Consider the following 16699-nt stretch of genomic DNA (forward strand, 5'->3'; position numbering starts at 1 on the left):
GAACTTCAGGGTCATGGGTCGATTGGTCGGGCGTTGGTTTTTTGCTGGCCATGGGAACTCCTTGCGGCCCTCGACTTAAGATTGATACACCAGATCTGTCTCACCTATGGTAGCACAGAGGGAAGCTCCAGCTCAAGACCCTTTTGATCACATGGGCTGCCGGGTTTGTGATTGCGGCAACGTTATTGGCCTATGAATTGTTCGGCCATCAATGGCTTGGCTTTGGAACATCGGCGTTCTCAGGCTTTTTTCTAACTATCATCCCAGCGACCGGAACGGCCTTTGTAATGCTGCGGTACGGAGCCTTTTCCTATAAACGGATTTGGACTCTGGATATCTTAATGATCATCCTCGTTAGCGCCGTGATTGTTGATATCGCTTTCATCATCATGATGTATCAGCAGGTCGATGGGTTTGTGTTTTTGATTGCCTTTCTCGTTGCGGTGTTGACCTCAAGTTTCTGGTACCTCGACACGGGTGTCCGTAGAGTCTTCGAACGTTATTTCTTGCGCCACCAGCATGACGCTGATATCTTGTATGGACTGATCAAGTGTCTTAATGTTACCATTCCGCTTGAAGCATCCATAAATCAGGCTATAAATTATATCGCCCTCCGGCTTCAACTCGAATGGGTCGCAATCCGACTAGAACCGCGACTGATCAAAACTGTCGATCATTTTTACATAATGGAGACTAAACGCCTCGACTTGATTCATATATTATCGGGCTATCACGCTCCAGCCGAGCCCTCCTCCGATCCGCTGTCCTACACCGATTCAATCTTTGTCAATTACGATGAACAGGCCGAACCTATTGGACTGATCACGCTTGGTAGAAAGATTAGCTCAGAGGGCTTTGATAAAAAGGATCGTCAACTTATTAAACAGATAGCTCAATACATTAGCTGGTTCGTGGTCGCTAACAATCAGATCGAACTAATCAACATGATTGTTGATAGAATTTTGAAGGCACGTGACAACATCTTCAACGATCTCAACCATCTGATTCATGACGAAATTATGGCTAAATTACACTGGATCTTTCAACAAATTGACCTTCTATGTGAGTATGAAACGCTCCCCTTGTTAACTCAGTCTAACCTTCGGGCTATTGGTACCGTCGCCAATACGGCATCTTCCTTCCTTCGAGCCTCGATCATACGGCAACAAATAGCAATCCCCGGTGTTGAAGAAGATTTTTTGGCCTCAATGCTAGCTATGATCCATCAGCTTTTTCCAGCGAATAGTCCAGTACTGGAATGGATTAGTCCAAAGAAGGAAGATGTTAACACATGGCAGAATTTTTCGATTGAGCACAAACGTGACATATACCGTATTATCCATTCAGCTATAACAAATGCATTAAACCATGGCAGCCCAGACCATGTTTCTATCAGCTTCAATAGTGACATGGATAACCTGTTAGTGAGCGTTACTGACAATGGAACTGGATTCGATACCAAACAGATTGGCCAGAAAATAACGAGCACAGGGTTGATGACAATGATGGAGCGTTCGCGAGGCATTGGTGCTAAGCTGAACATTCAATCAAGTCCAGGCGACGGCACAAAGATCACCCTAAGCTTATCGCGCATGCTCTTGTCCGCCAGTCCGGCTAAACCATATGTACTTCAGGCCATGTCCGAGGCTATTTCCAACAGTGAGCCATCCCCACCTGATATTGCAGAACTACCAGACAATGAAGATATTCCTACACGTATTACACCGCTTACACCGCTGACTGAGCAGGCTCAGGTTGTAGCATCTAAAGCATTCGCCCGAATTGCAGTGGTATCGACCTTTTTTGGCCTCTTACTGGGCGGATTTGGTATGTTGCTCTTCCAATCTAGCAAGCATCCCGCTGCCGATCCACCAAGGCCAGCCATTAAGGGCAGTCTTTCAGTCGATGAACATCGTGACTACTACGGTACGCCGGTGTACCTTGATGCCCGCAAACCGAATGGAATGCTGAGATCGGAAGATATCCTTGATATTGGCGATACATTAACGGTAACCTTCCAAGTCCGAAACACGTCGGCATATTCGCTATATGCCAAGATTTTGGCTTTAGGATCTCATGGTCCTGGAGGCATCGTTGGTAATTGGAGCGCGCCTGGTGTCGACTTTCCCACTAGGGAGGATATCTGGATTGACTCGGGCGAAGCCTATTCAATGACAACAACGCAGATATTTAATACCCCTGGCGACTATTTTATCGAACCTATCTTCCAAGATATGTACGACGGCTGGCATGGTATTGAACCATTTCCGAGGATTATTTTTTTCGTAGTCGACCGAGTAAGCCCTATTATCACTCAAACCTTGCTCATCCACGCCAACCAAGATTGGCAGTACACCGATATTTATGCACAACCGGGTGACATTGTATCCATTAAAACGCTTAACGGACGGTGGACTACTGATATTAATAGTCGTCCGCTCATTGATGCGGAAGGATATCTGGGCGAACAACCCTCTTGGCTGCCGGTGGCAAATGCCAACTTGGGCCAGTTGGTTGGCACTATCGGTAGCTGGGAGTTTAGCATTGGTCAAGAGGAAAGCTTCGTAATGCCTGCCTATCAGGGCATGATCCGATTAAAGGTCAACGACGCACCATGTGAAGATCCATGCCTTCTCGATAATCAGGGCGCGATACTTGTATCAGTTACGGTTCTCCGGCAAAAGTAGTCCCTGAAGGGTATTTGTTGAAGGGTCTCGTTTCTACTGTATTTTTGTCCAAAAGATAATTAAGGTTGGTAAGTTTAATTCATGCAATAAGGTGTAATTGACGGGTCATTCAAATGGCCATGCAATCCTTACAATCCTTTGCATCCTTCGATCATCCAGCTCCTACCCACATTTCCCCCTAACCTACCGTTAGCCATTGCAATAAGACTGTTTTGGGGTTCATGTCGTGGCTAAGTGCGGTACGTGATAAAGATGTACGTGATGAATATGTAATCTCTGCGTGAATTTGATGGAAAATCCTAGCTACATTCATGAAAAAAAAGAGTGTGATTGCATCTAATTTAAGGAGCAAGTATATTCATCCCCCATTATGTTGTTGTCCATCGTTGGATTGTCGCTTTCGTGGTGTTTGGAGGAATCGTATGCAACGTCTGCGTCGTTGGTCGTTGGGGCTATTCGTTTGTCTTGTGCTGAGTCTTTTGCCGCGAGCTGGATTACAGGCCCAATCCTTGGAGGATGCGGCCACGCGCTTTGCCCAACAACGCGCCCACGTGATTGGAAATCGCCAACTGCCAACTGACAATCAGGGAAACACCACCTTTCCGATGATTCCCTCAGTTGATCAAGCCGTGCGGCTCCAACAACTTGAGCAGCGTGCGCTCAATGAACAACAGCGCAATCCAGCGTCTCTAACCCGTACTTCAACGTCAACCCAGCCTAGTAGACCAAATCTTGGTACTCCACCAGTGGTTAAACCTGCCCCAACGCCCCAACTGACGGGAGTGACTGAACTCCCGCAATATCGCACTGCTACCAGTAAAGTTTTGGCGTTTCCTGATGGACATTGGGAGACGCGGATCTATGCTGCTCCGATTCACTATCGTGATCGTAATGGCACATGGGCTGCTTATACTCCCATCTTAAAGTCAGCCCAACAGCGCCATGCAGCTATTGCTGGCTATGCGGTTACTGGCACTGATGTCGATCTGTGGTTTGCCCATGCCGATACCAAAACCTTGGCTCAGCAGCAGCGCAATTTGGTTGAATTCGCCTATGCTGGCGTACAGGTTGGCTTTACGCCACGTGATGTTGATTTGAAGGTGCCGATTGTTGCCGGCCAGATGATTACCTACCCTAATGCATTCTCCAATGCCGATCTCCGCTATACCGCAACTGGTCCAGGCCTGAAAGAAGAAGTGATTTTTCATAAGCCACCAGCCAACAATTTTGCGCTTAACGTCGATCTCAAGATTGCTGGCGGCGAAGCCGAACAACAAGGCCAAATCGTTGTGATCAAGGGGGCCAATGCTAAACCCGCATTGGTACTCAGTGCGCCCTATTTAATTGATGCCAAGGGTCAGATGAGCACTGCTGTTTCGGTGACGCTCAAAGATTTAGGCGATGGTCAATCAATTTTAGTTTATACACCCAACCAACCATGGTTGAACGACCCTGCTCGACAGTATCCGGTGATCCTTGACCCAACCATTAGCCCAATTTTTCCGGCTGGCGATACTTATGTGACTAATAATGCGGCGATTTCAGGGATTGAGCACTGGCCTGAAACAGCGTTATTTTTGGGCTATTCCCAAATTCAGGATAGACCTACTGATCCACCAAAATTGCTAAGTCGCTTCGTGATGAATTTTCAATTGCCCGGTTTACCAGCCGATGTGACCCCTGGCGATATTGATAGTGCTGAACTGACAATTTTTCAGTTTATTAATGAACGGGGCGGGGCATATGATACGCGAATCTACTCCACAATTGACCCTTGGGATGAACAAGCAATCGATTGGGATAATCACGACTCGATCCAAGGCGATTTTTATAGTACTCAATCGGTCAGTACCGGCGGTGGATGGAAAACCTTTAGCTTAACGTCCTTACTGCAAAGCTGGTATAGCAGCGATAGTAGTCATCCACGAGGGATTTTATTCACCGCTGCTGATGAAACTCGTGCTGGAGGACTATTTTCCTCAAGCTCATGTTTTCATGGAAACTATTGTCATCCTTTGATTTATCCAGCGGAAGATCCCCGCCCATACTTGACAATTAATTACACACCTGCGCCACCACCGCCACCACACTATAACGAAGTCCGCACGGTTGAGCATTTGAGCATCACGCCGAATCCGGTGCCAGCCCCCAATAACACTGTTACCGCGCGCTTTACCTTGCACAATGTGGGAACACGCCTAATTCAAATTCCTGAATTACAGGTACAGGTCAACGGACCGCAAGGGCAAGTTCATTTTCCGGCAGTGCAGAATGTGCGGCTTGAGCCTGGTCAGCGCTATACCTATGAACAAGCGCGGATCATGCCAAATGCAGGGACGCATTATGCCAAAGCGATGTTTCGCGATGCGAGTACGTGGTATCGGGTCTATATCGCGCCGGGCAGCGGCATCAAGAATGAAACCAGTTTTCTGGTCAAATCGGATTTACCGCCACTCGATAATCAAACCCAAGGCCCCCATGCCGATAATGGGTCAGTGGGCGAACCTGTCAATACCTCAACTGGCAACTTTTTCTCCGCATGGACTGATTTGACGGTGATTGACCTGGGCCTATCGTTGGTCTTCGGACGGGTCTTCAATAGTCTTGATGTTGATACCGAAGGGTTGTTTGGTTGGGGCTGGGCCAGTAGCTACGATGAACGACTGATCCGACGACCTGATGAATCGGTGATCTATATCCAAGGTAGCGGCCAGCAGGTATTGTTTGATGCCAATTTCCAAACGAGCTACCAAGAGGTGATCGACCCCGATACGGGCGAATCGAACGGGGTCGAAGTGAGTGTGCCCGATGGCAGTTATCACGGGGTTACCGGTTTTGATCTCCAGTTGAGCCGCGATGTGACCAACCAACGCTGGACACTGCGTGATCAGGATGGGATGACGCGCAGCTTTAACCCCGACGGACGACTTGAAACCATCACTGATCACTTTAGCAATCAGGTTGCCCTACACTACAGCGATAATCGCCTGGTTGAAATTCAGGGGCCAAGCCAAACCTGCCAATTGATCTGGCAGCAACAACGGGTTACTGAACTGCGATGTCCGCAGGCAACCCAGCTCTATCGCTATGATGGGGCTGGCAATTTGGTTGAAGTGCTCAATCAGGCCAATCAATCAACCAGCTACCAGTATGATCAAAACCACCGCATTACCCGGATTACGGATGGGGCGGGACGCTTGGTGGTGGAAAATCGCTACGATACCCAAGGTCGGGTTGAGCAACAACGCGAAGGTTTGAGCGATTGGCGACAATTTGGCTATACACCAGCTAGCCGCACAACCACCTACCGCGATGCCCGTGGTAATCCTATCACCGATAGCTACGACGACCGTGGACGCTTGATCGAACGGGTTGATGCGCTCAACAATCGTGAACAGTACAGCTACGATGATCAAAATCGGCTGACGAGCCGCACCAATGCGCTTAATCTTACGTGGCACTATCGCTATGATGTGCAGGGCAATCTGTTGAGCACCACTGATCCATTAGGGAGTGTGTGGCGCTCAGAGTACGATGCCAATAGCAATAAACTGCGCGATACCGATCCCCTTGGTGCGACCACGATTTTCACCTATAGCAATAATCTGCTGGTCGCGCAACAGCATGCGTTGGGTGGCGTGCGAATCTATACCACCACACCAACAGGCTTAGTCGTGGCTGAGCGTGATGAACTTGGGCACATGCTGCAACGCAGTTTTTCGGCTCAAGGCTTGCTGCTCAGCGAAACCGATGCCCTTGGTGCGCAAACGCGTTATGAATACAACGCCGCAGGCGATCAGGTTGCCATGATCGATGCCCTTGGCAATCGGGTGGCGTATGCCTACGATCCACAGCGCCGATTGACCAGCATTCGTTATCCTGATGGGAGCACGCAGACATTTGTCTATGATCCCATGGGCAATCTGGTTGCGGAAACCAATCGTTTAGGCCAAGAACGCCGCCGATTCTACGATGGTAGCCATCGGTTGATTGGCGAGACCGATTTTGCGGGGGCCGTTACCGACTATTATTATGACCAAACCGATAACCTGGTGCGCATGGTCGATGCGCAGAATCAGGAAACCCGTTTCAGCTACGATGCCATTAATCGCTTGACCAGCCGTACTAATCGGCTTGGCCATACCTGGTCGTATGCCTATGATGCGATTGGGCAACTAATTCGTGAGCGTGACCCGCTTGGCCGCGAAACTCGCCATGAATACGATGCTTTAGGCCGTGAAATTCGCACCATCGATCCCTTAGGTCGGGTGACAACTCGCCAATTTGATGCGCGTAATCAACTGCTCAGCGAAACCAATCCACGTGGCTCAACCACGACGATGCGCTACGACCAAGCAGGTCGCATGATTGAGCAGGTCGATGTATCGGGAGCACACACGCGCTATGAATACGATTTGGTTGGCAATCAGATTGCCACCATCGATGCTGTAGGCCAACGCAGTACAACCCAGTACGATTCGGCTAATCGGCAAGTGCAAACAATCAATCGAGTTGGCGCAAGCGTTCGCTATCAATACGACGCAGTTGGTCGCGTGATTGCCACGACCGATGAGCGCGGTGCAACCAACCGTACTACGTATGATTCGATGGATCGTCCGATCAAAGAGATTGATGCGCTTGGCCATACCACAACGAAGGTCTATGATGCTGAAGGCCATCTGATTGAGCAAATTGATCCACGCGGCTATCGCCAGCGCTGGGGCTACGATAGCGCAGGTCGCCAAATCTTTGCAATCGATCGCACAGGAGCTAAAACCAGTACGATCTACGATGTGCTTGGTCATACCACAGCAACGATCGATGCACTCGGTCAGCGCCGGACGACAGTCTATGATGCCGAAGGGTCGGTCATCGCCCAGCACGATGAGGCGGGCTTTGTAACCATGACCAGCTATGATGCGGTGGGCAATGCGATTCAGGTGACGAATCCACTGAATGCTACGACAACAACTGAGTACGATGCAGTCAATAATCCGATTCGCGTTACCGATGCACTGAGCGCGACAACGACCACTGACTATGATGCTGCCAATAATCCTGTGCGTGTGACCGATGCACTGGGCAATGTTACGACCACTGAATACGACGTGCTCAATCGCATGATTTCCACGCAAAATCCCTATGGAGCAGTTACCCGCACCGAATATGACGCTTTAGGTCGGGTGGTACGCACGATTGATCCACGCGGAGCTAGCAGCAGTAATCAATACGATCCCGAAGGCCGCGTGTTGGTCAGCATCGATGCCTTGGGCAACCGCACCCAAACCAGCTACGACAGCGCTGGCGCACCGATCGACGTGATTGATGCGCGTGGCAATCGCACATCGACAACCTATGACGTGCTCGGGCGTGCCATTCGTCAGAGCGATGCATTGGGCAATCTCACGCTCCAGCAGTATGATCAAGTAGGCAATCTCATCAAAACCACCGATCCTCGTGGTGCTGTTACCCAGTATCGCTACGATGCTGAGCAACGCCAAATCGAGCGGATTGATGCGCTTGGTGAGCGCTGGCAGACGGACTATGATGCCCTTGGTCGCACGCTACGCACACGTGACCCATTGGACAATAGCGAAACCAATAGCTATGATCCACGTGGTAATCTGCTCCAAGTGACCAAGCCTGATGGTCAGGTGCTACGCTATCATTATGATGCGGTTAATAATCAAATCGCCAGCCAAGATGGACGTGGATTTGTCACCACAAACACCTATGATCAAGCGCAACGCCTGATTCAAACCACCTCACCGTTAGGCCATCAAACCAGCAGTCAGTATGATGCCCTCGGTCGGGTTCGTGCTACCGTGGATGCCAAAGGCCATACCATGACCCGCCAGTACGATGCGCTTGGCCAAAGCCTGAGCATCACCGATGCACTCTCGAATACCATCACCACCCGCTACGATATTGCTGGGATGCCCGCCATCACGCTTGACCCCAATGGCCATCGCCGCCAAACGAGCTACGATCTGCTTGGCCGGGCGATTGAAGAACGCAATGCTTTAGGTCAAGCAACCCGCTATCGCTACGATGCGCTTGGTAATCGCATCAGCGAACAACATCCCAATCAACAGCAAATCACGACGCAATATGATGCCCTGAATCGCCCAACAACCAGCACCTTCAGCGTTGGTCAGGCCGAAACGCTCAGCCACGATAGCGTTGGCAATCTGCTCCAAGCAGAAAGCGCAGCGGGCAAACAAACCACCAGCTACGATCGGCTTAATCGTCCGATTCGCGGGGTTGATGGAGCGGACAAGCTAGTCGAATGGCGCTATGACGCTGCTGGTCGCCGCACCCATGTGATTTATCCCGATGGCCGTATGGTGCAAACGCAGTACGATGCGAATGGTTGGCCCACTCAAATCGATGATGGTCGGGGGCATACGATCACATTGAACTATGATCCGGATGGGCGCTTGTTGGATATTGGTTATCCCCATGCTGCGGTCAGCATGGCCTATGATGCCGATGGTCGTTTGACGGCGGTGCTCAATCGTGGCAATGATGGGGCATTCGCGGTCTACGAATATCGGCTTGATCCAAATGGCAACCGCACCCGCGAATTGATTTCAACCTTGATGTTTGGTTCGTTGATTAGCATTGAAGAAACCAGCTACGATTATGATCAGATCGATCGGCTGATTCGGAGCCAGCGCAGTGGAGCAGGAACCAGCCAATTAGCCCAAACCTATCGCTATGATAAAGCCGGAAATCGGCTGGCGATTGAGGCTACCCAAGGCAAGAGCGGCTGGACGCAAACCATGCGCTACGATGCTGCTGATCGTTTGCTCGAAGTCAACGATTCGCGCACGGGCAAAACCAGCTATAGTTATGATGGCGCAGGCCAACGCATTAGCAGCCAAACCGCCCAGCAACAAACCCGCCTGAGCTACGATTCGCGAGGCCGTTTGCTCAGCCTCAGCACGCTTGATGCTGCTGGAACTACAACCCAATCCATCCAACGCTATCGCTACGATCAGCACCAGCGCCGCACGCTGTTTGAGCAATGGTCAGGAACAGGTGTGCTGCTGAGCAGCGAACACACCTTGTATGATGGTGATTCGTGGAATGTGCTCGCCCAATTTACCGCCAACCAACCAACCCAATGGTTTGTGCTGCATCCGCAAGGTTTGGGTCATCTGGCGGTGGAACGTAATAGCACGACTATGTTTGCCCATCTCGAAGGTTTGGGCAGCTATATTGGTTATAGCGATGCCGCTGGCAAACCCAACGCAACATTGCCAACCCGCTACAGTGATTGGGGCCAACTCGAAAGTGGCGCGAATAATTTAGCGAGCAGCTACGGCTACACTGGTCATCGCCAAGAGAGCAGCGGCTTGATCTATGCCCGCAACCGCTATTACGACCCGCAGAACGCCACCTGGCTGAGTGCCGACTCCTTCCCGGCTGATCAAAATATGCCTGGTTCGCTCAACCGCTACAGCTATGTGCGCAACAACCCGATCAGTCGCACTGATCCATTGGGCTTGTTTGATGTGGCAAGTGGTAGCCCAGCCCTCAGCCGAACCAACGCAGGGAGCGGCTTAGGCAACGCCATGCACCAGGTTGGTGTAGCTGCCGCGTCATTGATCGGCAGCGTTTCGGCGGCCAGCCATGCAGCGGCTCACAATGCAGCGGCCCAAAGCGCAGGCAGTAGCCGCCCGAACTGTGGCCAACAGTGTAACGAACGCTACACCGTGCGTTCAGGTGATACCTTGAGTGGCATCGGCGCACGCTTCGGTATCAATTGGCGCTGGATTGCCAATGCTAACAGTATTGGTAACCCCTACATCATTTCCCCTGGCCAAAGCCTGTATATTCCGTGTAATGACAATAATGATGGTGGAAGCGGTGGTGGAAACAATCCTCCGCCATCAGGTTGTGGGATTAATCGTAGTTGTCCTACACCTCCACCTTCAGGGTGTAACATTAATCGTAGTTGCCCTACACCTCCTTGCAATCCAGACTATCAAAGTTGTCCGGGCCAAAATGATGATTACCAAGTGGAAGTACACGCTTCTTATTTAGGAAAATTACCAATTATTGATGATTACTACCATCTCTATATTCTTTTAAAAGGAACATCGAAAGAAACTAGATATTTCCGAGGAGGACCAAGCAGATCTTGTGGAGCAGAGGGATTAATTATTGGTTGTGGAACGATTGTGACTAACTATGGTTTTTATCGCCCTGGAACAATAGATTATGATACAAATAATCATCCATCCGTTACTGTACAAATACGAATTAAAGGATATAAGGAAATAAATAGTTGTTTGGGTAGCGCACTAAATTATATTGACAGAAAAAATTATATATATTTTCCTGATGCACCAAATAGTAATACTGTAGTAAGAGCTGCTTTAAGCTATTGTGGATTACCACAATCGAAACCTAATGTATCCGCACCAGGATGGTAGGATTATCAATAATATAATTTAGGATATTTAAAATAATTGAATAATAATTTATAACATATCAAGTTATTAAGGATAATACTATGTACAAATTAATATCACTGATAATTCTGTCACTCCTTGCCGTTTCAGTGGCAGGAGCGAACCAACCAGCCCGTGGCCCGCTGCACCCAAAAAGTGCAGCGGGGGTTATGCCCGCCGCCTATTTGGCTAGCCCAAACCAACGACCAAATCGCCCAAGCAGCAATAGCGGTATTTTGCAGCCAGTCGCTAGCCTTGGCGTGGGCGATGCTGCTAGTGCTGCCGTGATTGGCCAACCCTTGGCTAGTGCCAGCGCTGGCAAGCACCTGTTGCGCTTGGATTGGAACAATGGCCTGACAATTGTCCAAACCACGACGCTTGCGAGCCAGCCAAGCAGCCTGGCGATTGGCCAATTGAACAATGATCGCTTGATGGATTTGGCAGCGTTGCAACCTGCAACCAAGCAACTTGGCCTGTGGCGCGGCACGCTTAGCCAAACCTTGCAACTAACCCAACACTATACGATTAGCACCGAGCCAGAAGCCCTGCACGCCGCCGACCTCAGCAGCGATTGCCGCGATGATCTGGCGTTTGTCATACCTAGCGCGGTGCAAATTTGGTCACAACCCAACAACAATCCCATGCAGGCAAGCCTGAGCTTGCCGTTTGCCAATCGCAGTATGAGTGATTTGGCACTTGGTGATCTTAATTATGATGGTCAGCTGGATGTTGCTGCTTTGCGCGGCACTGGTGGTATTACTCAACACCTCGATTTATTTGCACTCTATCGGGGAACATTGCTTGATACTGAGTATCGTCAGGTTGATGATCAAGGCTTTGCGGCCCATGCCGTGGCGATTGGCGATGTCACCAACGATGGGCGGGCTGATCTCGTGGTCAGCGCTGGGGGCAATATTCCCAATGCAGCAATTAATATTTTTGCCCAACAAAGCGATGGTAGCATTACCACCACACCACAGTTGTTGCCAGCATGGCATTTGCCTGAAGCTTTAGCGATTGCCGATATTAATCATGATGGTTTTAATGATATACTCGCACTCAACAGTGGCTGGTTAGCTTTGACGATCTATCGTGGTCGGGCTGATGGGACGCTGGCGGCTTACGAAACCTACGATCTCCCCTATAGCACCAGCTATCGCCCTGAAACCTTGGCCGTTGGCGACCTCAATCGCGATGGCGGCCTTGATGTGCTGATTGCTGATGATCTACGCGGATTAACCTATTTGATCAATAGCACTGGTGCGCCCAGCGCGACGATTGATGATCAGATTGTGCCGTGTAGCACGATCGATACGCCGCATTTTAGCCTGAGTGGCACATTGACCAATGCCACGACGCTGGAAGTAAGCCTTGATGCAGGCGCAAGCTGGCAAGCAGCGAGTGTTACTGGCACGACGTGGAGCTATGAAACCGAGTTGCCAAACTGGGTCTATCCGGTAGTCATGGTGCGGGCACGCCAAGCTGAGCGGGTACAAGCACCAGCAACGATGCGTCGTCTGCGGTTTCAGCATCATCGGGTCGCCGCACCATTAGTTCTGAAATAAATCGGCGTTGAGCTAGCAAAGGATTGATGATGAAACGAACGCTTGGATGGTGTTTGGGTACAGCTGGAATGCTCTACCTGCTTGTGGGCGGATTAATCTCCGCCCACAGCCAAATTGGCCCAAGTTTGCGCTATGCCGGACTTGCAACCTGTTATCCTGTTGGCGGCGCGATTGATGATTTTACGCTTACAGTACAGGTTGCACTTGCGGGCGACTATCAAATTACCCATGCAGTGGCGGTTAATGGTGGTGCGCCGAGCAGTGATAGCTCTGTCTTTACGGGTATGCTCGTAGCCAACGAAACTAAAAACATCACGATTAATGGCGGCAGCGCCGCGATCGCTGGCAGCTATACGGTCATTGGCAAACTGTTTCAGGTGATCAGCGGCACCAATCAACTCATTGCCCAAACTAGTGCAACCGCAACCATTGCCACGCCCTGTATAGAACCACCGACCCCAGTTGCCCCAACCGCAATTGCAAACCCTAGCACCGTGCAGGCAGATATTCGCTGGCGACAACAGATCGTTGATACGCCATCCAATCAGCTTGTGATCGATGTGTATGCCACCAATTATGGCCAGGGTATTGGCCCAAGCGAGGCAGTACTCAGCTATGATCCAGCGGTGGTTTCATTAATCGAGGCGCAACCAACCCGTGAAGCTGATTGGATTCGCAGCCATGATCAAACAACGGGCAACGTGCAGATAGCCTTGGCCCCGATTAACCCGCAGGATACGCAACGGTTGCGTTTAGTTTTTATCCAACACCAAACCAGCGGTATGAGCACCATTCGATTGGTGCGCGATGATGGAAAGGATTGGGCTAATCCCCTGTTTCTTGATCTTGCTCAACCAAGTCAGCTGTTGATCCGTTTAGAACATCGAACCACACAAGCTCAACTGCGGCTGCGCGGCAAAGGCTACAAGCCAGGCGAACGGCTTTCACTATGGCTTAATCTCCCAACTGGGCAAACCAAAGCCATTGCAGGCATTTTCAACAGCAACGGCGACCAGGATGGCACGATTGACCTATGGGTGGATTTGCCAACCGAACGATACACTTCAATAGTTGTTCAAGGTCAACAAAGCCAGATAATTGGTCAAAGCAGGTTCTCGCACAGCCAATCCAAATCAACGCGACGAAGTATACCGTCACGGGTAGCCATGATCTTACGCGCAGACTAAATGCAGCTGCTCATTTGAGGTTTTTATGCTCCACTATAAACGCTCTATCTTGCTTGTGGTGTTCATTCTATGGCATGGATTGATTCCTAAGCAGCTTTATGCAGACACAATTCATACCTTACAGTATCCATTTAGAAATTGTGAAACATGGTATATCTGGCAAGGCTATTCTTTTGATCTTGTCAAGGGATCGAGAAATGATGCTAGTGGTTCGGGTGGTGAAATTATTGTTGCAGCAGCAACAGGAACCTTTAGTAATCCTTTTTATATTGCAGGACCAAATGGAGAAAATTAGGGCTTAGGTATTGATTAATACCTTGAGGATGGGGCGACTATTTTCTATGGGCATCTTATGAATATCCCCCAGCTTCAAGGTATTGTTCAACGAGGGATAGGGAAACGATTCGATCAGCCACTGTAATGGTCAAATACCCTTTGCATTCTACGATCGATGCTGCTACCATAGAACCATGACGAAACGCATTCATTTTCCACTCACGACGGCCCAGCAACGACGGCTCTTATTTGAGACCTGGGAAGCCACGGGTGATGTCATGCTCGCCTGTCGCACCGCTCATCACCCATAGGGTACCCGCCGTCAGACGTTCTATTATTGGAAGCCGCGCTTCGTCACGGGCGGCTATGCGGCACTTGTGAGCTTTGCCAGTGCGGCCCCCAAACACCCGGCGCGCACTGATGCCGCCATCGAAGCGCAGATTGTGGCCCTCCGCACGGCCCATCCTACCTGGGGCAAGCGCCGCATTACGGATGAACTGGCCAAAGGGAATGCCTGGCAGCGGGTGGTCAGTCCCAACACCGTTGCCCGGATCTTGGGGTTAAACGCAGATCTCCCCAGTTTTCTATAGCGAACGGATGTGTTCCTTCGATGTTCATACGGTCTTACGACGGAATACGCCATACGAAAGGGATAAATCGCGTCGGGACGAGCCATCCACCGCACCATACAAAAAAAACGACCGTTTAACTGCTATGCTAGGAGAACGATGGATTATGGTACTTTTGCGGTGGTTCAGCGCACGTTTGTGTCCCAAAGAACCCATCGACGAAATCAAGAGACCATAAAACCTGTTGAATGATGGGTACTGTGGTACGATTTTAGGCCGAACCGATGTTCACTAGAGAAAACCGGGGAGATCTGCGTTTAACCCCAAGCTGTGATAAAGCGAAGAGATACGATGGCAGCACACACGTTGCCATCGCCTGATGCTCCAGCCAGCATTGCATCTCTTTATATACGAAATTCCACTATCTTACATAATGCTGGAATAGCCTAAGTAACGAGCGCATTTTCTCCCCAAAAGCACCCAAAACCCCTCAAAAATCATTGATATTCACCAGCAATCATCTATAATTCCACTATCTTGTACAATAATGGAATAGAGGTAAGCCAATGCGACGAATTACCGCTGAAACCTACGATACTTGTGCGGCTGAATGGGAAAGCTATCTCCGTGAGTGCTTTCCTACTTGCCACTGGACACTCGCCCGCTACGTTGATCTGGATGCCAATGATCAGGTTTCCAAAGATACCGAAGGCAACGACATCACCGTCGGCTTTATTGTGGTGGGAACGAATCCACGCGGCGCTGAATACAGTCTGATGGTGACCAATCACGATGCGGCTGCGGGGCTGGTCTTGCTGGAGGCAGTGCGAACGACGCTCGACGATGTTGGGGCGACGATTGAACGAATGCTGGGCATTGACCTGCTCCGTGCAGCATAATGGAGGAGCAGCCCATGCCCAATCGCCGTGTGACGGTTGTGAGTCATAGCCGCGTCGTTCCGCTCAAAACCTTCACCATTGTCTGCCGCTGGTGTGGTCAGACGGCGACCATCGAAACCTATCCCGGTCGTCCGCCAACGGTGTGTAGCGAGGAGTGTGCAATCGAGGCCCGCAAAGATCATGACCGTCGGCGCAAGGCGGCCAAAAAAGCAGGCCAGCCCTCAGCATCTGTCGCAGTTGTTCAACTCATTGAACGTCCCCAACACTTCGACCTCTGGCCATCAGAGGTCGATCGAACCCTAGACCGATCGCTTCACGGGCCGTTTGGAACGGGCTTATTGGGGACGATGAAAACCAAGGCCGATGGGCGGCGGATTCTGGCTATTCTTGATGCCATGCTTGTCGAATTGTGGGCGGTGACGGTGCGCTGGGTTGTGCTAGAGTGTGTCCGGCATGCGCCGCAAGCCTTGACGGATCGGCTGGCGGTTGCACTCGCACGTGATCCGCTGCGCAAAGAAGTCCAGTGGCAACGAGAGATCACTGATATGCGCAGTCAACTCGTTGGCCAAGGGCGCTTGAATCACGAGGTACATCAGCATCTTCAATTGCTTGGTTTGGCCGTAGGCGACCAGTTGGTTGGTATGCATATGGGTGGATTGGGTGAGGAAGAAGCATTAAACGTTTCACAGCGTCGCGTGGCCGAACGCACGCTTGCAGCAGCGTTGGTACAACTTGAGGCGGTCATGGGCGAGGATGGCGACTTAACATAGCGCATGCATAGGAGCGAACTATGGCGTGTGCACAGGACAGGGATGCTGGCTAGGGAGTGGCGGAAAAGGTCGAGAACACCGCACCTCTTTCCCTCCTGATCAGTCAACACCCTACATTAACGGCGAGGAATCTTATGGCACAATATCGTTTTGCATACACGCGCCACAACACGATTGAACCTGTAATTAGGTAGTAGTCCTCAAACAGCATTTGGAAATACGTAGGACGGCCGATATCCATATCAGGACTGTATGGTCTACAGTCCTTTTTAACTCTCAAATCT

7 protein-coding genes and 1 pseudogene are annotated in these 16699 nt (G+C 50.4%); all 8 read left to right on the forward strand.

What is annotated here, in order from left to right:
- Window positions 1–167: 167 nt before the first annotated feature.
- The 8 genes and pseudogenes from C5S61_RS17260 (at window position 168) to C5S61_RS17295 (ending at window position 16415) form a co-directional block, all read left to right on the forward strand.
- The gene (locus tag C5S61_RS17260) at window positions 168–2687 is read left to right on the forward strand and encodes a sensor histidine kinase (RefSeq protein WP_124033455.1); all 2520 of its coding nucleotides are present in this window, start codon (window positions 168–170) and stop codon (window positions 2685–2687) included.
- 422 nt (window positions 2688–3109) lie between these two features.
- A complete protein-coding gene (locus C5S61_RS17265) occupies window positions 3110–11131 on the forward strand; it encodes an RHS repeat-associated core domain-containing protein (protein ID WP_164689585.1) in 8022 nt (2673 codons plus the stop codon).
- A gap of 80 nt (window positions 11132–11211) precedes the next feature.
- Window positions 11212–12714, forward strand: a complete 1503-nt coding sequence (locus C5S61_RS17270; RefSeq protein WP_110516856.1) for an FG-GAP repeat domain-containing protein — start codon at window positions 11212–11214, stop codon at window positions 12712–12714.
- Window positions 12715–12743: 29 nt separating this feature from the next.
- Window positions 12744–13901: a hypothetical protein gene (locus C5S61_RS17275; RefSeq protein WP_110516859.1), complete on the forward strand. Its 1158-nt coding sequence runs from the start codon at window positions 12744–12746 to the stop codon at window positions 13899–13901.
- 25 nt (window positions 13902–13926) lie between these two features.
- A complete protein-coding gene (locus C5S61_RS17280; protein ID WP_124033456.1) occupies window positions 13927–14196 on the forward strand; it encodes a hypothetical protein in 270 nt (89 codons plus the stop codon).
- A 319-nt stretch (window positions 14197–14515) separates the two neighbouring features.
- A pseudogene (locus tag C5S61_RS27455) lies at window positions 14516–14767 on the forward strand (helix-turn-helix domain-containing protein); the annotation flags it as partial.
- 545 nt (window positions 14768–15312) lie between these two features.
- Window positions 15313–15645, forward strand: coding sequence for a hypothetical protein (locus C5S61_RS17290; protein ID WP_110516864.1), 333 nt, complete (start codon window positions 15313–15315; stop codon window positions 15643–15645).
- A 14-nt stretch (window positions 15646–15659) separates the two neighbouring features.
- On the forward strand, window positions 15660–16415 hold the full coding sequence (locus C5S61_RS17295; protein ID WP_110516866.1) for a hypothetical protein: 756 nt from the start codon (window positions 15660–15662) through the stop codon (window positions 16413–16415).
- Window positions 16416–16699 lie beyond the last annotated feature (284 nt).

It is taken from the genome of Herpetosiphon llansteffanensis, assembly GCF_003205875.1.
GTDB classification, from domain to species: Bacteria; Chloroflexota; Chloroflexia; order Chloroflexales; family Herpetosiphonaceae; genus Herpetosiphon; species Herpetosiphon llansteffanensis.